This window comes from Aminipila luticellarii (assembly GCF_004103735.1).
Taxonomy (GTDB): Bacteria; Bacillota; Clostridia; order Peptostreptococcales; family Anaerovoracaceae; genus Aminipila; species Aminipila luticellarii.
The window spans coordinates 2,452,627-2,476,779 of sequence record NZ_CP035281.1 but is presented as its reverse complement, the minus strand read 5'-3'; the positions used below and the strand labels follow the sequence as shown (position 1 = coordinate 2,476,779).

Here is a 24,153-nt window from a genome sequence, read left to right as displayed (position 1 = left end):
GTTTAAAATAAGGCGGCATAACCTGTGGATAAGTATAAACTTAAAAGTGCAGAGTATCGTGAAAACGTTGAAAAACAGTAGAATACGTTGTATAAAAATATCCACAGCTATAAGTGAATAAAATTGTATACAATTCAGAAAAAAGGTGTGGAAAACTATGCTAGTCCCCTAAATACTCCAATTTGGGGGCTGTTGAAAAATGTTTCGAACACAGGATCACAAGTTTACATAATGTTATATGTCTGGATACATGAGAGAGAAATTTTGGAGGTACACATGTTAAAAGAAAAAAGCCATTTTAGAGAGGAATTGCCAATCAATGTAATAACTGCACACATTGAGGAATACCCCACACATTTCCACGATGATCTGGAGGTGGTCTATGTTTTAGAGGGCTCTATCAATTTAAAAAACGGGTATTACAATTATCTCTTGAAACAGGGAGACATCTTTATTTTAAATGACAGAGAAATACATAGCTTTACCAGAACGGATGAAGATAACATGGTCATGATGCTTCAAATGGATTTATCCTATTTCTCTAACTATTATGGAAACTTAAAGAATCATTTCTTTGTTACAGATATGCACGACGAGGATGAGAGCCTGGATGTGCTTAGAAATATATTAGGCAGGATTATGATGGAGGTCATAGAAAAGGGGTACGGATATGAACACAAGGTTATTGAGAGCACCCACAATCTTTTAGCATGCCTGCTATCTGATTTTCAGTATTTTGCCATGGAAGACGGGAAATTTATCAACGAGAATAAAAACAGAGCCAACAAAGTGCTGGCAGGACGCTTGAGACGAATCACCGATTATATGTACGAGAATTATACGAGAAAGCTGACGCTCAATGAAATAGCAGAGCGCGAACATTTGAGCATTTATTATTTATCCCACGTGATAAAGGAGGCAACCGGATTAAGCTTTCAGGATCTGCTCAGCTTCATACGGGTGGAGGAATCCGAAAAGCTACTGCTTGGAACCAACAAAAAAATAGGAGCCATTTCAGAAGAAATGGGATTTTCTGCAGTGAGATATTACATCAAACATTTTAAGACATGGTTCAATATGCATCCGCAGGAATACCGGAAAAAATATACGGACAAGCCGAATACCAGAAAAAGTACGGCCAAGTATGTCCGATGCTCCCCTCAGGAAATCGAAGAGGCCATCCGAAAACAGGTCAAAGGGGTATACAATGACTATATCAAGGGAAAAAAGCCTGAGCCTGTGATCGTGGATCTGGACATACAATCAGCAATGGGTAAGGAACATCAGGAGGATTTGTTTATTGGGGAGCTGTTGGAAAAGGATGATATGAAACCGGTAGCAAGACCTTATAACCTGATGAAGAGCTTGAAAGAGGCTCTTTTGGCATCCGGCCCGAACTATATTATCACCACGAGCGGGCAAAATGTTGAAACGATCAACAGCATCAGCATTTTGGTATATAACATAAACGACTTCATAAAAAATGAGCTTCAGAATGCGGAAAACCGTGAAAAGATCTTTGAAATTTGTTCACAGTATGAAGAAGAAGGCGAGTTTTTAATAAAGTGCCAGGGGCTGTCCGGAGATTTTAATGTGAGCAGGTATAAAATTTCTCAGAAAAATATCGTAACAGCTTACCAGGAGGGGCTGAGAGCACCGGGGGTCGCCAGCAAGAGAGAAACGCTGATCAGCAGCTGGTCTACCCTGCCGGATGTGGAATTCAGCACCATCACCACTTCGGAGGCTCTGAGCATACGATCCACTATGAGGGGCATCAGCGCTGAGATCATCTTGATAGATAGACAATAAGAATAATTAAATAAAATGAAACGGCTGCCATTTGGCAGCCGTTTTTTAATATCGTCTTTTATTCTCTTATAAATTCTAAAAAATCTTCAAAATCATCAAAGTCGCTCTGAATAAATTCGTAGAGGATGGGCTCCTTGAATTCATATTTTGCGGTCATGGACAAATAATTTTTTAAAGGACTTTTTCGCAGATCCATTTCCAGGGACTGGATGCTCCGAACATTGTAACTGGCGATAATCATCTGACCGAAATCAGAGATGTAAAACATGCCGTAGACATCCTCATTTAATCGAAATACCGCTTTATCCACGTGGTCATTGTTTTTATTGAACGCTAAAAACAGTCTGCCGTTTTCATGAATTGTCATCATGGCGTTTGTGGTGATCTCAGCCAGACTGCCGTCGATAAAATCATCACTATCCGTTTCCAGCTCATATACGGTAATGAACTCTGGTCTTGAAAGCATCATGGCCGCTTCGGCGGCACTGACCTTAAACTCAGAACCCTTTTTAAAATCTGAGATCCGTAATGAATCCACCGTGATTTCGGATACGACGATGTGATAATTGCCATTGCTTTCAATCAGAGATTCGCATAAGTAAGAATGTTCTCCTTTATCACAGGAATCAATGGTATTTTTGCACAGGGTAGAGATCGGATAATCGGAATAGATATCTACCGGAAGCAAGCTATTGGCCAGAAATTGTGCGGCATAGTAATCACGGCCGAAGCATCGCATTAAAAAGTAATTGATGAGCTGATAGTCCGAATGAATCGTATCACACATTTTTTTCATTAAATCGTGCTGCTCCTTCGGACTGAGATCGGCTTCTTTCTGTAAAATAAATTCATATTCTTCTTTACCCTTCGGCAGAGATAAAGACAATTCCGAATTTGTTTTTGTATATTCCTGAACTAAATAACACGCTTCTTTTTCAGCAATTTTTACTTTCTGTCCGCCCAGTCCGCCTAATAGAGCACTTTCAATGATGGCAATTTCTTCAATGTCATTTCCTATAATGCTTTTATACGTTTCAAAGCCGTATTCTTCTGCGTCAAAATAAAAAAATTGATGGAAATCGGAGCTTAAATTTTCACCCTCGATTCCCCAATGTATATAAAGACCTGTGACACCCATCAGTCTCGTATCTGTAATGTAAGCACTGATGAACTGCTTGCTGTTTTCCAGCGGCGAATCCATTCCACCTTTTATAACTTTAAATTTTCTTTCCAAGACAACCTATCCTTTTCTTTACTATGATAAATTTAGTATAACCCAAAAGGTTATATATTGACAATATGCTATTTATAGATATAATATAATAAGAAAACAACAATTGAGATCAAAAGTACGAGTACTCCTGATTTCTTAAATAACCCCTTATCAAGAGCGGCGGAGGGAATAGGCCCTGCGATGCCCGGCAACCTGTGTATTTTGGGTGTATATTCAGCCAAATATAAAAGGTGCTAAATCCTACAGAAGTGGTATTCTGAAAGATGAGGAAAGATTGTCCATATGAAAAATCAGACCTCTTTCCTAAGAGGTTATTTTAGTTTTTGAATAAAAACAGTTTTGATAATGAATGAAAAGAAAGGAAGCAGTGTTATGAAAAGATTATTTACTTCGGAATCCGTAACAGAAGGACATCCTGATAAGATCTGTGACCAGATTTCAGATGCTATCGTGGATGCTATTTATGCGCAGGATCCTTATGGAAGAGTCGCAGCAGAGACCACAACTACGACAGGATATGCCATGGTAATGGGAGAAATTACCACGAGCTGCTATATCGATATCCCTAAAATCGTAAGAGAGGTCATTTGTGACATTGGATATGACAAGAGTGAATATGGTTTTGACGGAAATACTTGTGCGGTCTTGACCGCCATCGACGAGCAGTCCGGAGATATCGCAATGGGTGTGGACAAGGCTTTAGAGTATAAGGAAGGCTCTCTGGCGGATCAGATTGAAGAGACCGGAGCCGGAGATCAGGGGATCATGTTTGGCTTTGCCTGCAACGAGACGCCTGAGCTGATGCCGATGCCGATTTCCCTCGCACACAAGCTGGCCTTACAGCTGACCAAGGTAAGAAAAGACGGAACCCTCAAATATTTAAGACCGGATGGAAAAACTCAGGTAACCGTTGAATATGACGGAGACAAGGTCAAGAGAGTGGATACGGTTCTCATTTCCACACAGCATGATCCGGAAGCAACTCAGGAGCAGATTCGAAAAGATCTGATTGAGAAGGTGATTAAGCCGATTATTCCATCAGAGCTTTTGGATGACGAAACAAAATATTTTGTAAACCCGACAGGCCGGTTCGTAATCGGAGGACCTCACGGAGATTCGGGATTGACTGGAAGAAAGATCATCGTCGACACCTATGGCGGCTATGCGAGACACGGCGGCGGTGCATTCAGCGGCAAGGATCCTACAAAGGTAGACCGTTCCGCTACTTATGCCGCCAGATATGTGGCAAAAAATATTGTTGCCGCAGGGCTTGCAGATAAGTGTGAGCTGGAGCTTGCTTATGCTATCGGTGTGGCAAAGCCGGTATCCGTTCTCGTTGATACCTTTGGAACCGGTAAAATATCAGATGAAAAGATCGCGGAGCTGGTAGACAAGCATTTTGATTTAAGACCTGCTGCCATTATCCGGGATTTGGACTTAAGAAGACCTATTTACAGACAGGTTGCCGCTTATGGTCACTTCGGAAGAACAGATATTGATGTTCCTTGGGAAAAGACAGACAAAGCCGCCCTCTTAAAAAAGGACGCAGGGCTGTAAAATAAAGAATGGAGCCGCTCAAAGCATTTGTAAGAAGAAAGCTGTCTCTGCCAAAAGGCAGGGGCAGCTTTTGTTGTTCCATCACAAAAATATATCAAAAATTGTTGCAATACACAAAAAAAATGCGTATAATAATGAATCATATGCAAGAATTTAAAATTAGATTCGATAGGGTTTTAGCACAGTAAGAAATAATGAATATTATATATAACAAACCAATGTTTTTATGTATGGAGGAGGGATTTCCGGTGGGAATCAAAGTTGCAAAGTTTGGCGGCTCTTCTGTGGCCGATGCGATACAGCTTACCAAGACAAAAGAAATAATAGAAGCAGATAAAAATAGAAGATATGTCGTTGTATCTGCACCCGGGAAGAGATACGGCCAAGATAACAAGATTACGGATCTTTTATATTTATGCAAAACGCATATCGAACATAATCTGCCTTATGAGCAGGTGTTTCAGGTGATTTGCGACCGATATATGGCCATGGAAATCAATTTGGGAGTCAATGTGGATCTCTTAAAGGAATTTGATGAAATTAAAAGGAATCTTCAGGAAGGAGCTTCCTCTGATTATATAGCCAGTAGAGGAGAGTACCTCAATGCGATGATGACGGCAGCCATGCTCGGGTACGACTTTGTGGATGCGGCAGGTCTGATTTTGTTCAGTGAAAAGGGTCGGTTTCTTGAGGAGGAGACGAACAAAGCTTTAGGAGATGAACTGAAAAAGCACGAAAGAGCCGTTATTCCCGGCTTTTATGGAACCTATCCGGATGGGAAGATCAAGACCTTTTCCAGAGGCGGTTCGGATATCACCGGTGCTATTGTAGCCAGAGCCGTAAGTGCAGAAGTGTACGAAAACTGGACGGATGTATCGGGATTTTTAATGGCCGATCCAAGAATCGTTAAAAACCCCAAGCCGATCAGCAGAATTTCGTATAAGGAACTGAGAGAGCTTTCCTATATGGGAGCTTCTGTGCTCCACGAGGACGCAATTTATCCGGCCAGAGTGGCGGGAATTCCTATAAATATCCGAAATACCAACAGGCCTGCCGACCCGGGCACGATGATCGATGCGGACAGCGGAGCTCAGACAGACCAGATCATAACCGGCATAGCGGGAAGTAAGGATTTTTCTGTAATCGCTATTTATAAAAACAGGCTCAGTCAGGAAAGAGGTTTTGTCAGACGGCTCAGCAGTATTTTGGAAGATTATGACATCGCCATTGAGCATATGCCCAGCGGCATTGATACGCTTTCCGTGGTGGTTTCGGATAAGAGCATTGAAGGAAAGATGGATGAGGTCCTCGAAGAAATCAAGAGAAAGCTGGAACCGGGCAGTATTGATATTTTTGATGATATGTCCCTGATCGCTACGGTGGGTGCGGGCATGTCCAAGAGGCTTGGTGTATCGGCAACTCTGTTTACGGCACTTGCGGAAGCGGGGGTAAACATCAGAATGATCGATCAGGGCTCCAGTGAAATGAATATTATCGTGGGCGTGGAGACAAAAGACTTTGATCGTGCAATACAGGCTATTTATGATGCATTCGTGTAGTAGAATGCAAGAAATGTAAAGGACTTATGGCAGCGGGCTTGGAGACCCGCTGTTTTTCATGGCGGGTCAGCCGTTACGTCATGGAATGCCGGAAGAGAGAAAAAGGAGAGTGGAAAGAATATGCCATTGATCATACCGGATAAATTACCGGCAGGCGATTTATTGCAAAAGGAAAATATATTTGTAATGCACGATGGGGCTGCCATAAAACAGGACATCCGGCCTCTTCGTATTTTAATGGTGAATCTGATGCCGGACAAAGCGGCTACGGAGACCCAGCTGGCCAGAGTACTGGCCAATTCTCCCTTACAGGTAGAGCTGACTTTAGTGCGAATGGGGACTCATGACTCAAAAAATGTACTGGAGGAGTATCTGGAGACCTTCTATAAGACCTTTGATGAAATCAAGGGAGAGCGGTTCGACGGAATGATCTTGACAGGAGCCCCGGTAGAAACTCTGGAATTTGAAGAGGTGGATTACTGGGAAGAGCTTTGTGCCATTCTTGAATATTCTAAAACCCATGTGTACAGCAGTATGTATATCTGTTGGGGTGCCCAGGCCGGGCTTTATTATCACTTTGGCATTAACAAGCACCCTCTGGACAAAAAAGTATTTGGGGTGTTCGAGCATAAGGTGGTTCGTGCTCACAGCCCGCTCATGAGAGGCTTTGATGATGTCTTTTGGGCGCCGCATTCGAGATATACGCAGATATTCAAATCCGATATAGAAGCACATCCTGAAATTCGGATTTTGGCAGAATCAGATGATGCCGGACCTCACATTTTGGCTACGGATAACGGGAGACAGATTTTTATCATCGGTCATCAGGAATATGACCGGGAGACGCTTGGACTGGAATATTACAGAGATGTGAGGCAGGGCATTCCGGTGGAGATTCCCCAAAATTATTTTAAGGAGGATCAGCCGGGCAGAGACGTGATCGTCAGGTGGAGAGGGCATGCCAGCCTCTTGTTCGCAAACTGGCTCAACTATTATGTATACCAAGAAACACCGTATGATTTGACCCAGCTATAGCTGATGAAAATTTTTTAGTTTTAATTTAAAAAAGCAAAATAATAGAAAAAACAAAATAAAATTATCAGAGAGGGCGTTGCCCTCTTTTCTTTTTCTCGTAAATGAGGTATAATATTATGCTACAGTATACATAAATAAATATGCGGTGAAAATCTATAAATTAAAGATTTGTGATTTTCCAGTTGTACAAATGGATTTATACAGGAGGTATAAATGGGAGGAAGTATAGTTACTTCGATAACAGCCATTGTGATATTAACAGCGTTTTCTGCTTACTTTTCGGCAACCAAAGCAGCGTTCACCTCTTTAAACAGGGCAAGACTGAGAAATATTGCCGGAGCAGGAAGCAGGAAAGCAAGACAGATCCTGATGCTGGAAGAAAATTATGACAGGCTTCTTACAACGATTCTGATCGGCGATATTCTTGTAAATATTGCCATGGCATCTATCGCGGCCGTGTTGTTCGTAGAATTATATGGAACATACGGAGCAGTGTTTTCAACAATAATTATCGCAATAATCGTTTTAGTCTTTGGTGAAATAACACCCACCATCCTTGCAAAGGAATCTCCTGAAAAATTTTCTATGTTTTCCGTACCGCTTCTCAGATTTTTGATTACGATCATGAAGCCGCTGAATTTTTTATTGATGCAGTGGAAAAAAATTATAAAAAAAGCATTTAAAGTACACGACGAGAGGACAATTACCGATGACGAGCTGATAACGATTGTGGAAGAAGCAGAAACAGAGGGAAGTCTGGATGTAGACCGGAGTGAGTTGATTCAAAATGCCATCGAATTCGATGAGCTGGAAGCGTACGACGTATTGACACCAAGAGTTGACGTGGAAGCCATTGAAATAGATGAGGAAAAAGAAGCAGTCGCAAAGATCTTCTTAGAAACAGGATTTTCAAGACTGCCGGTATATGAAGAGAATATGGATAAAATTGTGGGTGTTTTAAATCAAAAAGACTTTCACAATTTTGTAATCGGTCAACAGAAGGAAATTGCCGATTATGTGACGCCTGTTGTATTTACGCCGGGATCCATAAGAATCGCCACCCTTTTGAAGCGAATGCAAAAAGCAAAGACGCATATTGCTGTGGTGGTGGATGAATACGGCGGTACAGAAGGTATCGTGACCATGGAGGATATCATTGAGGAACTGGTAGGCGAAATCTTTGATGAGCATGATGCGACCGCCTCCCAGGAAATTATCCAGATCTATGACGGAAGCTACCGGGTGCTGGGCGGTGCAAGTGTTGAAAAAATGTTCGACTTTTTCGGCTTAGAATATGAAGAAATGGATATTACTACAGCAAATGGATGGGTTGTGGTAAATTTGGACAAATTACCGGAAGCAGGCGATTCATTTGAATATGAAAATCTTAAAGTTAGAGTAATCAAGGCAGATGGAAAAAGAGCCTTAGAAATAAATGTGGCGGTCATGCCGCGTGAAACAGAAAGGGAAAAGGACTGAAGATATGGGATTAATGGAAAAAATCTTTGGAGATTTGAATGTAAAAGAGGTCAGAAAAATTGAAAAAATAGTAGACAAGGTGGAAGTGCTGGATTCTGAGATGCAGAGTCTCACAGATGAACAACTGAAAGCGAAGACATTTGAGTTTAAGGAGCGGGTAAAAAACGGCGAATCCCTGGATGATTTGCTACCGGAAGCGTTTGCGGTATGCCGGGAAGGCGCTGTCCGAAGCTTGGGAATGAAACATTTCAGAGTTCAGCTGATCGGTGGTGTCGCTTTGCATCAGGGAAGAATTGCTGAAATGAAAACCGGTGAAGGTAAGACTTTAGTGGCTACATTAGCAGCCTACTTAAATGCCCTCAGCGGCGAAGGCGTTCACGTTGTTACGGTAAATGATTACTTGGCAAAGCGTGATATGGAATGGATGGGTAAATTATATACCTTCCTTGGACTGACGGTGGGCTGCGTGGTACACGATGTGACCGGCGAAGACAGAAAAGCGGCTTATGCGGCGGACATTACGTATGGTACGAACAATGAGTTCGGTTTCGACTATCTGAGGGATAACATGGTCACCTATCGTGAAGAGATGTCCCAGCGAGAAGAATTGAATTATGCCATTGTGGATGAGGTGGACTCCATCCTGATCGATGAAGCGAGAACTCCGCTAATCATTTCAGGACAGGGAGCCAAATCTACAGATTTATATGGTGTTGCAGATAGGTTTGTCATAAAATTACGGAACGAAGAAGACTTTACCATTGAGGAAAAGGACAAGACGATTTCTCTTACCGAAGAAGGTGTGGCAAAGTGTGAGCGGGAATTTGGCATTGAGAACTTCTCAGATCCTGAAAATATGGAGATTAACCATCACGTGCTGCAGGCCTTGAAGGCAAGAAATTTAATGAAGCGCGATGTGGACTATATCGTAAAGGATGGCGAAATTGTCATTGTTGATGAATTTACAGGAAGATTGATGTTCGGACGTAGATACAGCGACGGACTTCATCAGGCCATTGAAGCAAAAGAAGGCGTTTTGGTACGTTCAGAATCAAAGACCCTTGCCACTATAACGCTGCAGAATTATTTCAGAATGTATAAGAAGCTGGCCGGTATGACAGGTACGGCTAAGACGGAAGAAGATGAATTCAGAGAAATCTATAACATGGACGTTGTAGTGATACCGACCAACCGTGAAATTGCCAGAACAGATCTTCAGGATTCGATTTATGCCACTGAAAAAGGAAAATTTAAAGCAATTGCCGAAAGAATTGCAGAGGTTCACACGACGGGACAGCCGGTTCTGGTGGGTACGATCTCCATTGAACGTTCGGAATTGATCAGTGACATGCTGAGAAAACGCGGTATAAAGCACAATGTGTTAAATGCGAAGCAGCATGAAAAAGAAGCGGAGATCATTGCAGAGGCAGGCCGTAAGGATGCGGTAACCATTGCGACCAATATGGCCGGAAGAGGTACCGACATCCTGCTTGGAGGAAATCCGGAATTTGAAGCAAAACGGGAGATGAAGAAACAGGGATTCAGTGATGAAGCCATTTCCTTTGCAACGTCCTTTGTGTCTACCAATGAACCGGAGCTGCTGCATGCCAGAAGCGTATTTAAGGAGCTTAATGAAAAATACAAGGCTGAGAGAGAAGAAGAACAGCAGCAGGTCAGAGAATTAGGCGGTCTTTGCATCATCGGTACGGAACGTCACGAATCCCGAAGAATCGATAATCAGCTTCGAGGACGTGCGGGACGTCAGGGTGACCCGGGTTGTACACAGTTCTTCTTATCCTTGGAGGATGAACTGCTGAGGCTGTTCGGCGGAGAGAAGATTCAGAGCTTGGTTGGAAAACTGGGCGTGGAAGAGGACGAGGCAATTGAAGCCGGAATGCTTACAAAACGTATTGAAGCGGCTCAGAAAAAGGTGGAGGGCAAGAACTTCTACATCAGAAAGTATGTATTGCAATACGATAATGTTATGAATAAACAGCGTCAGATTATTTACGAAGAAAGACGAAGGGTATTGTTTGGGGAAAATCTGAGAGATTATATCCGAAATATGACCCAGGAATTAATCGACGAAATGGTGGATCCGATTACGGTGGCTTCCAGATATTCGGAAGAATGGGATCTGGTTTCCCTCGGAAAGAGTTTAAAGAAGCTTTGTGACAAATTTGATGAGCATTTACCGTACACCGACGAGGAAGCTCACGACCTTATAGCAGATCAGTTAAAAGAGGATATTTATGCTGAATTTGAAAAGCTGTACGCTGCTAAGGAAGAAGAAATCGGTGCAGACAGAATGCGTGAGCTGGAGAGAATGATTCTGATCCGAGTAGTGGACAACAAATGGATGGATCACATTGACGATATGGATCAGCTCCGAAGCGGAATCAACCTTCGTGCTCTGGGACAGCAGGATCCTGCGGCGGCTTATGCAAATGAAGGCTTTGATATGTTTGAACTGATGATTCAGGCCATTAAAGAGGATACGGTCAAGTTCTGCTATAATGTTACCATTCAGACCAATTCGGAGAGAAGAAAAATCATGGAGGCCGGTGAAGGCAGAAAAGAGGAGTATCGAGAGGGCGGAATGGCAAGCGGCATTTCAACTTCCATGCCGGATCAGACGGAAGTTCCTGAAAGAGAACAGAGACACGAGCCAATCAGAAGAACGGAAGAAAAGATCGGAAGAAATGATCCCTGCCCGTGCGGCAGCGGGAAAAAATATAAGAACTGCTGTATGAATAAATAAGTGCGGCTTTGCGGTATCGGCTGCATAGTTGACTTGAATATCGAGATATATAAAGAAAGGAATTTTATATGGTTGAATTAGATCAGATAAAATATGAGCTACCTGCTGCAAAGGCAAATTTGACAGAGGTAGGTGAGTCTCTTTGACCTGGCAGGGTTAGAGAATAGATTAGAGGAATTAGACATCAAGACTCAAATAGACGGGTTTTGGGAAAACCGGGAGACGGCACAAAAACTGCTGAAAGAGAAAAAGTCTTTAGAAAACAAAATAAACAGCTATAAAAATTTGGAACAGGATTTAGAAGATATAGAAGTTCTCATTGAAATGGCGGAAGAGAGCGAAGCCGATTCCACAGCTGAGGAAAATGCCGGTTTAGCAGAAGAAATAAAAGAAGCCTATGAAGGTTATAAGGTGAAAGCCGAAGAAATCCGGCTGAAAACTCTGCTGACCGGTGAGTTCGACCATAATAATGCGATTTTTACTATCCATGCAGGCACAGGCGGTGTAGACGCTATGGACTGGGCAGAAATGCTTCTTCGAATGTATACCCGGTGGTCGGAGAAAAAAGGATATAAGACCAGGGTGATAGACTTGCAGGATGATACGGAAGCAGGCATCAAAAGTGCGACGGTAATCGTGGAGGGTGAAAATGCTTATGGGTATTTAAAGAATGAACGGGGGGTCCACCGCTTGGTTCGTATCTCTCCGTTCAATGCACAGGGTAAAAGGCAGACTTCCTTTGCCTTGCTGGAAGTCATGCCTGAGCTGGACGAGGATATCAAGGTCGATCTCGATCCGGAGGATCTGCGAATTGATACGTACCGATCCAGCGGCGCGGGCGGACAGCACGTCAACAAAACAGATTCGGCTATTCGTATCACACATCTGCCGACGAATATCGTCGTGACCTGCCAGAATGAAAGAAGCCAACACCAGAACAAAGAAATGGCCATGAAAATTTTAAAAGCCAAATTGACGGAACTGGCGGAGCAGGAGCATAAGGACAACCTGCGGGAACTAAAAGGAGATTTTTCACAGAATACATGGGGAAGCCAGATTCGATCCTATGTCTTTCAGCCGTACACGATGGTCAAGGATCATAGGACCGGAGCTGAAGTGGGGAATGTTCAGGCAGTCATGGATGGAGAAATTGACTATTTTATCAATGAAAAATTAAAGCTCAAGGATTGAAAATAAAAGATAAGGGGACAAGGGTAATAACATGAACATTATTGAAAAACTGGCACAGGAATTTTCCGTAAGAATCGCACAGGTTGAAAATACCGTACAGCTTATAGATGACGGCAATACGATTCCGTTTATTGCCCGCTACAGAAAGGAAGTAACAGGGGGGCTTTCCGATGTGACCCTGCGGGATATGGATGAAAGGCTTACTTACCTGCGAAACCTGGAGAACAGAAAAGAAGAAGTGATCCGGCTTATTGACGAACAGGGCAAGCTGACAGAGGAGCTGCAGGCTGAAATTGAAAAGGCAGAAGTGTTGCAGAGAGTAGAAGATCTGTATAAGCCGTACAAGCAGAAAAAATCTACCAGAGCTTCAAAGGCAAAGGAAAAGGGCTTGGAGCCTTTAGCCCTTCTTTTTTATGCTCAGGAGATTGAATCAGGAAATATGGACGAACTGGCTGCTCCGTATATAAATGCGGAGAAGGGCGTAGAGAATACGGAACAGGCTATTCAGGGCGCTATGGATATTATTGCTGAAATGATTGCGGATCATCCGGAGCTTACGGCTATGGTTCGTGAAAAGACGCAAAAATCCGGCTTGATTGTCACAGAGGCAGCCGACCCGGAAGAAAAAACAGTGTATGACATGTATTATGGGCATCAGGAGGGAATCCTTAAGATTCCCAATCACAGAGTTCTTGCGATAAACAGAGGAGAAAAGGAAAAGAAACTGAAAGTCAAGGTAAGCGTACCGGTAGAAGAACTTCAGATGATGCTGGAGGAAGCAGTCATTACCAACGAAAAATCTATATTTATGGAGCCTTTAAAAGATACTATTGCAGACGCGTACAAGCGGTTAATGGCACCTTCCATAGAGCGGGAAATGAGAAATCTTCTCACGGAACGAGCCGAGCTGGATGCGGTCAAGGTCTTTGCAAAAAATACTGAAAAGCTGCTGATGGTTCCGCCGATGAACGGAGCAAGAATTATCAGCATAGACCCGGGCTACAGGACCGGATGTAAGGTGGCTGTCTTAAACGAGACCGGAAAGCTTTTAGCATATACCACCGTCTATCCTACGGAGCCTAAAAAAGACATTGCCGGTACAGAAGCGGTCTTGAAGAAACTGGTAGAAAAATTTAAAATTAATACGATCGTAATCGGAAACGGCACAGCTTCCCGAGAGACGGAAGAAGTCGTGGCAGACTTTCTTAAGAAAAACGAGTATGACATAAGCTATACGATTGTAAATGAAGCGGGAGCTTCGGTTTACTCCGCTTCAAAGCTGGCAACAGAAGAATATCCGGATCTGGATGTGACCACGAGAGGGGCCATGTCTCTGGGAAGAAGATTGCAGGATCCGCTGGCAGAGCTGGTTAAAATCTCCCCTAAAAGTATTGGTGTAGGCCAATATCAGCACGATATTGACCAGAATCTTTTAGATGGGGCGCTGACCAATGTAGTGGAGGACTGCGTAAACCGAGTAGGTGTGGATTTAAATACCGCTTCCCCTTCCCTTCTTTCTTACATTGCGGGGATCAATATGGGTATCGCCAAAAATATTGTTGCTTACAGGGAGGAAGCCGGCAAATTCACAAACCGAAAAGAACTTTTAAAGGTATCTAAGCTGGGTGAAAAAACCTATAAACAATGTGCGGGCTTTATGAGAATAGCAGATGGGACAAACCCGCTGGATGCCACCTCCGTTCATCCGGAGTCTTATGGGGCCGCTGATATTGTACTTCAAAAGCTTACCATCGATAAGGAACAGATCAGGCAGGGCGGAGTGAAGGATATCGAAGAGAAAATCTGCGAGACTTATCCGACGGTGAAAAAAACTGTAAAAGTGGAGCCGGGGACAAAAGGCCTCGCGGCATTGGCTGTGTTAAAGGAACCGAAGAAAGAGGATCCGAAGAGAGGACTTGGCAAGAGCATTGAAAAGCTTGCTGAAGAAGTGGGCATTGGCGCCATGACGTTGAAAGATATCATAGAGGAAATCAAAAAGCCGGCCAGAGACCCGAGAGAGGATGCGCCTGCCGTCGTGTTCCGAAATGACGTAAGGAGCTTTGAGGACTTAAAAGTAGGCATGGAAATGATGGGTACTGTTCGTAACGTGGTAGACTTTGGTGCCTTTGTAGATATCGGAGTGAAAAATGACGGGCTGGTCCATATTTCTGAAATAAGCAATAAATTCATTAAGCACCCCATGGATGTGGTTTCTGTGGGAGACACGGTAAAGGTCAAAATTTTAAGTGTCGATTATGAACGGCAAAAAATTGCATTGACCATGAAGCTATAAACAGGATAAGGATACGAATATTAGGGAGAATAAGAACGCAGGATGAACAGGATTAATACCATATTATTTGACTTTGACGGAACGATTATGAATACCAATGAACTGATATTGGGTTCATGGCAGCATACCTTCAAGACGATCCGGGGTGAAGAGGGGGATCCGGAGGTCATACATAGAACCTTTGGAGAAACCTTAGCCAAGAGCATGAACGATTTCTTTCCGGAATTTCCTGTGGAGGAAGCCGTTGAGATTTACAGAAACTATCAGACAGGGAAGTTTGCCGATGCCATATCGCCTTTTCCGGGTATGATCGAATTGATTAAAGAGCTGAACAGGCAGGAATATAAGACCGCAGTGGTGACTTCCAGACTAAAGCCCACCACTATGGAAGGGCTTGAAAAGTATGAATTGGATAAACTTTTTAATGTGATTGTGACTATGGAGGACTGCACGAAACATAAACCAGATCCGGAACCGGCGCTGATTGCTCTGGAAAAGCTGGATTCTAAGCCGGAAGAGGCCCTGATGATCGGAGACAGCAAATTTGATATTGGGTGCGCCAATAATGCAGGGGTTACCTCTGTGCTTGTGGACTGGGCAGTGGCCATATATGATAAGCAAAAAGAAGGGATATTTAAACCCAATTATACTATTGGAAACGCGAAGGATATTTTAAGAATTTTAGAATTCTAAAGGAAGCTTAAAAAGGCTGAGAAAAAGGTATTTTTGAAAACAAAAGGCAGCAGAGGTGAACATCACGATCTGCTGCCTGTATTGTTATTAAGCGTGTCTTTTGAGAACCGGAATAAGCCGGATCGGAAGAGGAAGATGCCCTGTAAAGGTGTTTATTGCTGCTTCATAGACCTTTTCTACCCGGCTTCCAAATACCTCTTTTGAATAGCTTCCTGCGGAGGCTTCTGCGTTTTTACACAAACGCTCATACTTTTCGGAATCGGCCAATAGACTGAGAAGCTTTTCGATAAAGCTTTGCGGACTGTCAAAAAAGAACCCGTTCCGGCCTTCAATCAGGACATTCTCCAAGCATTTGTCGTATTTGCATAAAAGCGGAATGCCGCTGGCCAGTGACTCAATATAGGTAAGCCCCTGTGCTTCACTTTGCGAAGCGCATACAAACAATTTACCCAACTGAAAGTATTCAGGAATCAGATCCGGAGAGACCATACCTGTAAAAAAGACGTGGCCTTTCAGCCCCATGTCCAGGACCAGTTCCTTTAAAACCTCCGCATAGGGTCCGCCGCCCACGATCAGAAGAACGATTTCCGGATGAGACTTCGCTAAGGCCCGCATGTTGCCGAGAAGCTCATCTACATTCTTTTCAAGAGCAAGCCTTCCGATGCTTACAATAACGGTTTTATCCAGAGTGATGCCGTAAGAAGAAAGAAGTTCACGACGGCGGTCTTCAGAAATGCGAGACTTATATTTATTTAGATCTATACCGGTAGGTATGGTAATGATTGGATTTTCGATGCCGTAAGAGAGCAGTAAGCTCCGAGCCTTATTGGTAGGTGTTATGACATAATCCGTGGCATTGAGCGCATGGTTCGAACCAAAGAGTACGATACTTTTGCTGAGACGTTTGCTGCGCAGTATGTAGTGCGTATAGTCTTCATAAATCGTATGATATGTATGAACAATGGGAATATTTAATTTAAGAGCAATATATTTGGCAAAGTAGAATGAAATCCACTCGCACTGCGAATGTACGATATCGGGATGCCACTCCAGAATCTCCGGCAAGTATTTGCTGTGAAAATTATAAGTCCCTCTCGCTTGCGGATATATTTTTACTTTGAATGATTTGAGATAGTATGTATCATCTTTAAAGTGCTGACGCCCGTCTGGTGATAATGTCAATACGCGTACTTCGTGACCTGCTTTTTCCAGCTCAGATTTTAAATTGATGACAGAAGTAACAACTCCATTGATAACAGGTTTATACCAGTCAGTCGTTATTAATATTTTCATGATTTTAATCCCTCCTAAACTCCCAAGCTATATTGTTGCACAGATTTACATGAAAGTCTATCAAATCTTTATTAAGTTTTCTTAAGATTTCTTGATACCTGCGATTCGTTTGCTTGACTTTTGAACCGAATCTAAATATAATATAATAAAATAATTTGATTATCAAAATAAATTTTAAATAATTTGAAAAAAGGAGGCCGCATTGGGAATAATAATAAAAAAGGCGGGGAAAGCATTACCAGGGTTAATAGTTAAAAACGAAGCCTTAAATAAGTTTGTAAATACGGATAACGAATGGATTGTTGCAAGAACCGGTATTGAAGAAAGAAGAGTTGCCACAAAGGAATCCGCATTGGATCTGGCAGTTTCTGCGGCGAAGCTGGCACTGGCTCAAGAGAATTACGATGAAATAGGTCTTGTTATCGTAGCCACGGTCACCCCGGATAAATTGGTTCCCTCCATGGGCGCTTTGGTCAAAAAGGAATTGGGTCTTAACAATGCCGTTGCCTTTGACATCAATACGGCCTGCAGCGGGTTCATTTATGGAATATGGATTGCGGAAGCTCTGATAAAGAACGGTATGGCAGGCAGCAACAGAGGCACAACGACAAATTCCATTGATAAAGCGTTGATTATAGGCGTGGAGCGGCTGAGCCGGATTGTGGACTGGACAGATAGAAGCACCTGCATTCTCTTTGGGGATGGAGCCGGGGCGGCGTTGCTGGAAAACAATCCTTGTGAAAAGGGAATTCTGGCTTCTTTCGTAAAAAATTATGATGACGTTACGGATTCTCTGAGCTGCGGAATGGAATATTTGAAAACACCATTTACAGATGAGGACCGGGATAATCCAGAAAAACAACACCTGTCCATGCAGGGAAGCCAGGTGTTTAAATTTGCGGTGCACGCCATCGGGGAGGTTATGGAAAAATCCTTAGAGCTTGCGGGCTTGACAGCGGATGACATCACTTATTTTGTGCCTCACCAGGCCAATTTGAGGATTATTTCCGCAGCGGCGAAACGGTTCAAGCAGCCTATAGAAAAGTTTCAGATCAGTTTGGGTGAGACGGGAAATGTGTCTGCGGCCAGTGTGCCAATGGCATTATATGATATAATGGATACGGAAAAATTGAAAAAAGGGGATAAGATCATGTTGATGGGCTTTGGCGGAGGCTTAAGCGCAGGTGCGGTTATCTTTGAACTGTAGATATAAAATTCAGGAGGAATATTTATGAATGACATATGTCAGATCTTAGGAACAGAATATCCAATCATACAGGGGGCTATGGCCAGAATCGCCGAAAGCTCGCTGGCAGCGGCAGTAAGTAATGGCGGAGGTCTTGGTATTATTGCCAGCGGCGGATGTGATGCAAACTGGCTGAGAAACGAAATAAAAAAGGTGAGAGAACTGACGGATAAAGCTTTTGGGGTGAACCTCATGCTTCTTATGCCCAATATAGACGAACTGATACAGGTTGTTTGTGAAGAAAAGGTGCCTGTGGTAACCACAGGAGCGGGAAATCCCGGTAAATATATGAAGAATCTTAAAGAAGCCGGCATCAAAGTGATTCCAGTGGTCGCTTCCGTAGCACTGGCCGTCCGGGTGGAGCGGGCAGGTGCCGATGCGGTGATCGCAGAAGGGACGGAAGCTGGCGGACATATTGGGGAGATCGCAACGATGGCTCTTACCCCGCAGGTGGCGGATGCCGTGAGCATACCGGTAATTGCGGCAGGGGGCATTGCGGACGGCAGAGGCATTGCGGCAGCCTATATGCTCGGTGCTAAGGGCGTTCAGGTGGGCACCCGCTTTGTAGTAGCAAAAGAATGTATCGTGTCACAGAACTATAAGGATGCCATTATTAAGGCAAGAGATACGGACACCTGCGCAACAGGAAGAATAACAGGGCATCCGGTACGGGTCATTAAAAATAAACTGGCCAGAGAAATTCTTGCCATAGAGAAAAACAGTACGGGAAATGAAGCACAGGCCGCTATTGACAAGGTAGGCATCGGCGCTTTAAGTGCGGCGGTATTCGACGGAGATATTGAACATGGCTCCGTTATGTCGGGACAGATTGCCGGTATGGTAAATAAAGAACAACCGGCGGCAGAAATAATAAAAGAGATGTTTGAAGAGGCCGTGAAGGTTTATGCAGATAGAGCATCTTTGTTTTAGGAGGTTATCAGAAGTATGAAGATTGGTTTGATATTTGCCGGGCAGGGAGCTCAGTATACGGGAATGGGAAAAGAACTTTACGACCACTCCGAGAAGGCTAAGGAGATCATGGATCTGGCCGGTGATCAGATTAAGGAATGGTGCTTTGAGGGCACGAAGGAAATGCTCAGACAGACCCATATTACTCAGCCTTGCGTCTATACCGTCACTATGGCAGCCTATGAGGCCTTATTTGAGGAAATCGGAAAGCGAGATGCTTCCTTGATTGATTCCCTTGAAATCGTCGGATTGGCAGGCTTTAGTCTGGGAGAATATGCCGCATTGACTGCGGCGGGAACCATTGATGATATCCGAAAAGGGATGGATATCGTGACTAAAAGGGGAACTTGGATGAATGAGGCCGGCCTGGATAAGGACGGTGTGCAGAGGGGCAGCATGATTGCTGCTTTTGGAGACAGACAGGCCATTTTAGACTGTGTGGCCGATGTGAAAGCGGACGGCATTCTGCAGGGCGTTAACTTTAATTCACCGGTACAGACCGTGGTAGCCGGAGATAAAGAATCGTTGGAACGCTTTAAGGCCGAAGCTAAGGCAAGAAAAATAAAGGCAATTCCTCTCAGCGTGGGAACTGCATTTCACAGCGAGATGATGAAACCGGCAGCAGCAAAGCTTCAGGACCTGCTTCTGAAAAGCGGATTAAAAGCACCGAATAAGCGTGTATATTCCGATGTGACCGCAGAAGATATGATGAAGGGTGCAGAAGGGCTGGATGAGGCCGGAGTCGGAAATTTTATCGCCGAATTGATGGGAAGGCAAGCGATGAGCCCGGTCTACTGGCAGGAAATTATTGAAAATATGGCGGCAGAAGGAGTAGAGTGCCTGATTGAAATCGGACCGGGAACTACGCTCTGCGGTATTGCCAAAAAAATAAATTCGGATATATTGACCTTAAATATACAGGACATGGAGAGCTTACAAAATACGGTAAAAACATTAATAGAAAATAGATAAGAGCAGCAGATTTTTAAGATCTGTATTTGGAGGTAGATATGTTAAAAGGTAAAAGTGCGGTGATTACCGGTGGAGTCAGAGGTATCGGCAGAGCCATTGCAGAAATCTTTTGCAAGAATGGGGCAGATGTCCTTCTGTGCTATAAGAGCAACGATGCGGCAGCGGAGAAAACACAGGATGAGCTGGCTCATTATGGTACAAAAGTAGAAATCCTGAAAGGAGACGTAGCCGATCCGGCATTTGCGGCAGAAGCTGCTGCAAAGGCAAAAGCAGACTTCGGAAAAATTGATATTTTAGTGAACAACGCAGGTATAACGAGAGACAAATTGATGATTCAGATGAAAAATGATGATTTTGACTCCGTGGTAGATACCAATTTAAAAGGTTCTTTTTATTTTCTCAAAGAAATCAGCAGCGTTATGATTCGGCAGAGAGCGGGAAGTATTATAAATCTTGCGTCCGTTGTAGGAGTGAAGGGAAATCCCGGACAGGTCAACTACGCCGCGTCAAAGGCCGGTGTTATCGGTATGACCATGTCAGCAGCCAAGGAGCTTGGAAGAAGAAATGTCAGGGTCAATGCGATTGCACCGGGATTTATTGAAACCGATATGACAGGTGTGCTGAATGATGAACAGAAGAAAAAGATGAGCGAAGTGATCAGCCTTGGGAAAATGGGACTGCCGGAGGATGTGGCCAATGTAGCCTTATTTCTGGCCAGCGATCTGTCTGGTTATATAACGGCGCAGACCATATGTGTGGACGGCGGCATGAGTATTTAACGTAAGGTCGTGAAATGAAATAATGGAGGAAATTATGAAAAGAGTTGTAATAACCGGATTAGGAGCAATAACGCCAGTAGGCAATAATACGGCTGATTTTTGGGAAGGCATTAAGGCCGGGAAAAATGGTATCGATCAGATCACGATTATGGATACGACCTATCAGAAAGCTGTCATGGGCGGAGAAGTAAAAGATTTTGAATATGAAGATAAGAGAGCGGCAAAACGGCTGGATCGCTCCTCTCAGTTTGGACTGACTGCTGCCAGGGAAGCGGTGAAGGACAGCGGAATCGTCAGCGGAGAAAATGTGGATCCCTATCGGTTCGGCGTGGTAGCCGGTACCGGTATCGGAGGGGTCATGACTCTGGAAGAGGAGTGTAAAAAGGCAACCATTAAGGGAGAAGAAAAAGGATATTCCAGAGTGTCTGCTCTGCTTGTTCCCATGGTCATCCCCAATATTTTAGCAGGCAATATCTCAATTGCCTTTCAGGCGAAGGCCACCAGTCTGGGCGTGGTGACGGCATGTTCGGCGGGCACTCACAGTATCGGCGAGGCTTTTCGATATATTAAACACGGCTATGCAGATGTGATGCTTGCCGGCGGTGCGGAAGCTGCCTTTTCGCCGGTCTGCTTTGCCGGGTTCGCAAATATGACAGCTTTGTCCACCCGAAAGGATAAGGATAGATGCTCCACACCGTTCGACAAGGAACGGGACGGTTTCGTCATGGGCGAAGGATCCGGGTTTCTGGTTCTGGAGGAAATGGAGCATGCTTTAAAGAGAGGGGCTAAAATATATGGTGAAGTGGCAGGATACGGTACGACCTGTGACGCATACCATGTGACTTCTCCGTCTCCGTCAGGAGAAGGAGCTGCCGCATCTATGAAGATGGCTCTTGATGAGGCGGACATGAAACCGGAACAGGTGGATTATATTAACGCTCATGGAACCGGAACCCCGATTAATGACGCATTTGAAACCAAAGCGGTCAAGACCATTTTCGGTAAGGATACAAAGGTTCCCGTAAGCTCCACCAAGAGCATGACAGGACACCTTCTGGGGGCGGCAGGAGCCATTGAGGCAGTGATCTGCATCAAGGCTCTGGAAGATAACTTTGTTCCCCCGACTATTAATTACAAGGTTCCCGATGAAGAGCTGGATCTCGACTATGTTCCAAATGTGGGAAGAGGCAAAGAATTACATGTTGTTATGTCAAATTCCTTAGGATTCGGCGGGCATAACGGTACTATTTTATTGAAGAGGTTTGTAAAATAATCAGTTAGAACCGGAAAGGAACAAATAATATGTTAATGAACAGAGAGCAGATTATGGAAGTCATTCCGCATAGAGATCCGTTTCTTTTAATTGATGAGGTTGAAGAAATGGAAGAAGGCAAAAGCATTACGGCGATCAAGCATGTAAGTGAAAAAGAGTATTATTTTGCCGGGCATTTTCCGCAGGAGAAAGTGATGCCGGGCGTGTTGATCATAGAAGCACTGGCACAGGCAGGAGCAGTGGCTATTTTATCCATGCCGGAGCACCGGGGCAAAATTGCTTATTTCGGCGGTATAAAGGAAGCAAGATTCCGACAAAAGGTTGTGCCCGGAGATACCCTTCGCCTGCATGTAGAACTGGATCGCCTTCGCAGCAGCTCCGGGAAAGGAGAAGCAACGGCTTATTTGGGAGATAAAGTGGCCTGTAAATGTGAAATAACTTTTGCTATAGGCTAAAAGACAAGGAGCAGAAGGTGGAAAGAAATACGAAGCTAAACGAAATACTGGTCAGCCTTATGAACAGTGTCTTAAAGGTTGAAGAGCAATCTATAAAACAGTCAGGCAATATTGACCTTTCTATTACAGAGATTCACACCCTGGAGGCTGTTGGAGCCGGAAAATTAAAGACGATGACCCAAGTGGCAGGTTCCTTGAAAATCAGTGTCAGCACACTGACCGTAGCGATTAATAAGCTGGTAAAGAAGGGATATGTGGAAAGATGCAGAATTCCTGAAGACAGAAGAATCGTCAAAATCGGGCTTACTGAGGCAGGAATTGCTGTGGTTGAAGAGCATCAAGCTTTTCACAGCAATATGATTGAAGAGATTACGTTAAATATGACGGATGCGGAGATAGATGTCCTTCTAAAATCATTAGAAGGACTAAGAGATTTTTTCAGAATGAGGCTTATAAAGCCTGTTAGAAGCGAGGGACCTATGGAACTGAAACCAATGGATTTAAATGGATTAAAAATACCCGTACCGATATTTCAGGGAGGCATGGGTATAGGCGTTTCTATGTGGAAGCTGGCAGCTGCGGTAGCAAAATGCGGGGGTGTCGGTGTGATATCCGGTGCACAAACAGGATATACGGAAGAAGATTTTTACTCGGATCCGCTGTCTGCCAATGTGAGAGCTATAAAAAGACAAGTGGAGCTGGCCGTCAACGCAGTAAAAGACGTACCGGGCGCGGGTCCCATCGGCGTCAACATGATGTGTGTGGCAAGAAATTATGAAGAAATAACGAAAGCCGCGGTGGAAGCCGGAGCTAAAATCATTATTTCCGGAGCGGGTCTTCCTACAGCACTTCCGGGCATTATAAAGGACAAGGACATAAAACTTGTACCCATCGTTTCCTCCGCGAGAGCAGCCGGGCTGATCATACGCAACTGGGCTAAAAAGCACAACCGGATGCCGGATGCCTTCGTGTTTGAAGGCCCTAAAGCGGGAGGCCATTTAGGCTATAAAGAAGAACAATTAGAAATAGCAGATGAAAACTTTTATAAAACGCTTATGGAGATCAAGGCTGAAATAGCCAGCATTCCTGAATGCAAGCTGATTGTAGGAGGAGGCATTTTTACAAAAGAAGATGTCCAGATGGCTTTATCTTATGGAGCGGACGGTGTTCAAGTAGGCACCAAGTTCGTGGCTACGGAGGAATGTGATGCCCCAGATAGCTTTAAGCAGGCCTATGTGAATTGTCAGAAAAGCGATATTACCATTATCAAAAGCCCCGTAGGAATGCCGGGCAGAGCCATAAGAAATAAGTTTGTGGCAGAAGTGGCAGAGCGGGAAGAAAAACTGCCTATTGTGCGCTGCAACGGCTGCATGACGGCCTGCAATCCAAAAGTCGCACCGTACTGTATAACAGAAGCCTTAATTTCGGCAGCAAACGGAGATGCGGAGAACGGACTGATATTCTGCGGAAGCAATGCGTACCTGGTGGATAAAATTGTAAAGGTTCGTGATGTGTTTGAAGAATTGACCGGAAAATAATATGAAAAGGGAAAAGT

General features: G+C 44.0%; 18 protein-coding genes and 1 riboswitch. Of the genes, 16 read left to right on the top strand and 2 right to left on the bottom strand.

Annotation, left to right across the window (positions count from 1 at the left end; translation table 11 throughout):
- Positions 1-276 precede the first annotated feature (276 nt).
- On the top strand, positions 277-1,809 hold the full coding sequence (locus tag EQM06_RS11595) for an AraC family transcriptional regulator (protein ID WP_164914445.1): 1,533 nt from the start codon (positions 277-279) through the stop codon (positions 1,807-1,809).
- Positions 1,810-1,867: 58 nt separating this feature from the next.
- Here the strand turns inward: EQM06_RS11595 and EQM06_RS11590 are convergent, their stop codons facing one another.
- Positions 1,868-3,043 carry a hypothetical protein gene (locus EQM06_RS11590; protein WP_128746520.1) on the bottom strand — a complete coding sequence of 392 codons (1,176 nt, stop codon included), beginning with the start codon at positions 3,041-3,043 and terminating at the stop codon, positions 1,868-1,870.
- A gap of 144 nt (positions 3,044-3,187) precedes the next feature.
- A riboswitch (SAM riboswitch) is annotated at positions 3,188-3,313 on the top strand.
- A gap of 102 nt (positions 3,314-3,415) precedes the next feature.
- Between EQM06_RS11590 and metK the strand changes: the two genes are divergently transcribed.
- From metK to EQM06_RS11550, 8 genes are all read left to right on the top strand, one after another.
- Positions 3,416-4,600 (top strand): methionine adenosyltransferase, encoded by a 1,185-nt coding sequence (gene metK, locus EQM06_RS11585; protein WP_128746519.1) that lies wholly within the window; start codon positions 3,416-3,418, stop codon positions 4,598-4,600.
- Positions 4,601-4,848: 248 nt separating this feature from the next.
- Positions 4,849-6,159, top strand: a complete 1,311-nt coding sequence (locus EQM06_RS11580; protein ID WP_128746518.1) for an aspartate kinase — start codon at positions 4,849-4,851, stop codon at positions 6,157-6,159.
- A 120-nt stretch (positions 6,160-6,279) separates the two neighbouring features.
- Positions 6,280-7,194 carry a homoserine O-acetyltransferase MetA gene (metA, locus tag EQM06_RS11575; RefSeq protein ID WP_128746517.1) on the top strand — a complete coding sequence of 305 codons (915 nt, stop codon included), beginning with the start codon at positions 6,280-6,282 and terminating at the stop codon, positions 7,192-7,194.
- Positions 7,195-7,407: 213 nt separating this feature from the next.
- A complete protein-coding gene (locus tag EQM06_RS11570) occupies positions 7,408-8,673 on the top strand; it encodes an HlyC/CorC family transporter (protein WP_128746516.1) in 1,266 nt (421 codons plus the stop codon).
- Positions 8,674-8,677: 4 nt separating this feature from the next.
- A complete protein-coding gene (gene secA, locus EQM06_RS11565) occupies positions 8,678-11,434 on the top strand; it encodes a preprotein translocase subunit SecA (RefSeq protein WP_128746515.1) in 2,757 nt (918 codons plus the stop codon).
- A gap of 68 nt (positions 11,435-11,502) precedes the next feature.
- Positions 11,503-12,625, top strand: a protein-coding gene (gene prfB, locus EQM06_RS11560; protein WP_128746514.1) for a peptide chain release factor 2 whose coding sequence is annotated in 2 segments (ribosomal slippage) — positions 11,503-11,577 and positions 11,579-12,625 — 1,122 coding nt in all. Because the reading frame shifts where the segments join, the coding sequence is not laid out codon by codon here.
- 31 nt (positions 12,626-12,656) lie between these two features.
- Positions 12,657-14,918 carry a Tex family protein gene (locus tag EQM06_RS11555; protein WP_128746513.1) on the top strand — a complete coding sequence of 754 codons (2,262 nt, stop codon included), beginning with the start codon at positions 12,657-12,659 and terminating at the stop codon, positions 14,916-14,918.
- 42 nt (positions 14,919-14,960) lie between these two features.
- A complete protein-coding gene (locus tag EQM06_RS11550; RefSeq protein ID WP_128746512.1) occupies positions 14,961-15,611 on the top strand; it encodes an HAD-IA family hydrolase in 651 nt (216 codons plus the stop codon).
- 87 nt (positions 15,612-15,698) lie between these two features.
- Here the strand turns inward: EQM06_RS11550 and EQM06_RS11545 are convergent, their stop codons facing one another.
- Positions 15,699-16,904: a glycosyltransferase gene (locus EQM06_RS11545; protein ID WP_128746511.1), complete on the bottom strand. Its 1,206-nt coding sequence runs from the start codon at positions 16,902-16,904 to the stop codon at positions 15,699-15,701.
- Between the two features lie 202 nt (positions 16,905-17,106).
- On the opposite strand from EQM06_RS11545, the gene EQM06_RS11540 reads away from it, so the two are divergent.
- From EQM06_RS11540 to EQM06_RS11510, 7 genes are read left to right on the top strand one after another with little or no spacing between them, the layout of a single operon-like run.
- A complete protein-coding gene (locus EQM06_RS11540) occupies positions 17,107-18,111 on the top strand; it encodes a 3-oxoacyl-ACP synthase III family protein (protein ID WP_128746510.1) in 1,005 nt (334 codons plus the stop codon).
- Positions 18,112-18,135: 24 nt separating this feature from the next.
- Positions 18,136-19,080 carry an enoyl-[acyl-carrier-protein] reductase FabK gene (gene fabK, locus EQM06_RS11535; protein ID WP_330548332.1) on the top strand — a complete coding sequence of 315 codons (945 nt, stop codon included), beginning with the start codon at positions 18,136-18,138 and terminating at the stop codon, positions 19,078-19,080.
- A gap of 15 nt (positions 19,081-19,095) precedes the next feature.
- Positions 19,096-20,091, top strand: a complete 996-nt coding sequence (locus EQM06_RS11530) for an ACP S-malonyltransferase (protein ID WP_128746508.1) — start codon at positions 19,096-19,098, stop codon at positions 20,089-20,091.
- A 38-nt stretch (positions 20,092-20,129) separates the two neighbouring features.
- Positions 20,130-20,870, top strand: a complete 741-nt coding sequence (gene fabG / locus EQM06_RS11525; RefSeq protein ID WP_128746507.1) for a 3-oxoacyl-[acyl-carrier-protein] reductase — start codon at positions 20,130-20,132, stop codon at positions 20,868-20,870.
- Between the two features lie 31 nt (positions 20,871-20,901).
- Positions 20,902-22,143, top strand: coding sequence for a beta-ketoacyl-ACP synthase II (gene fabF, locus EQM06_RS11520; protein WP_128746861.1), 1,242 nt, complete (start codon positions 20,902-20,904; stop codon positions 22,141-22,143).
- A gap of 29 nt (positions 22,144-22,172) precedes the next feature.
- Entirely contained in the window at positions 22,173-22,598 is a 426-nt protein-coding gene (fabZ, locus tag EQM06_RS11515; RefSeq protein ID WP_330548330.1) for a 3-hydroxyacyl-ACP dehydratase FabZ, read from the top strand.
- 17 nt (positions 22,599-22,615) lie between these two features.
- Entirely contained in the window at positions 22,616-24,136 is a 1,521-nt protein-coding gene (locus tag EQM06_RS11510) for a nitronate monooxygenase (RefSeq protein ID WP_128746506.1), read from the top strand.
- Positions 24,137-24,153 lie beyond the last annotated feature (17 nt).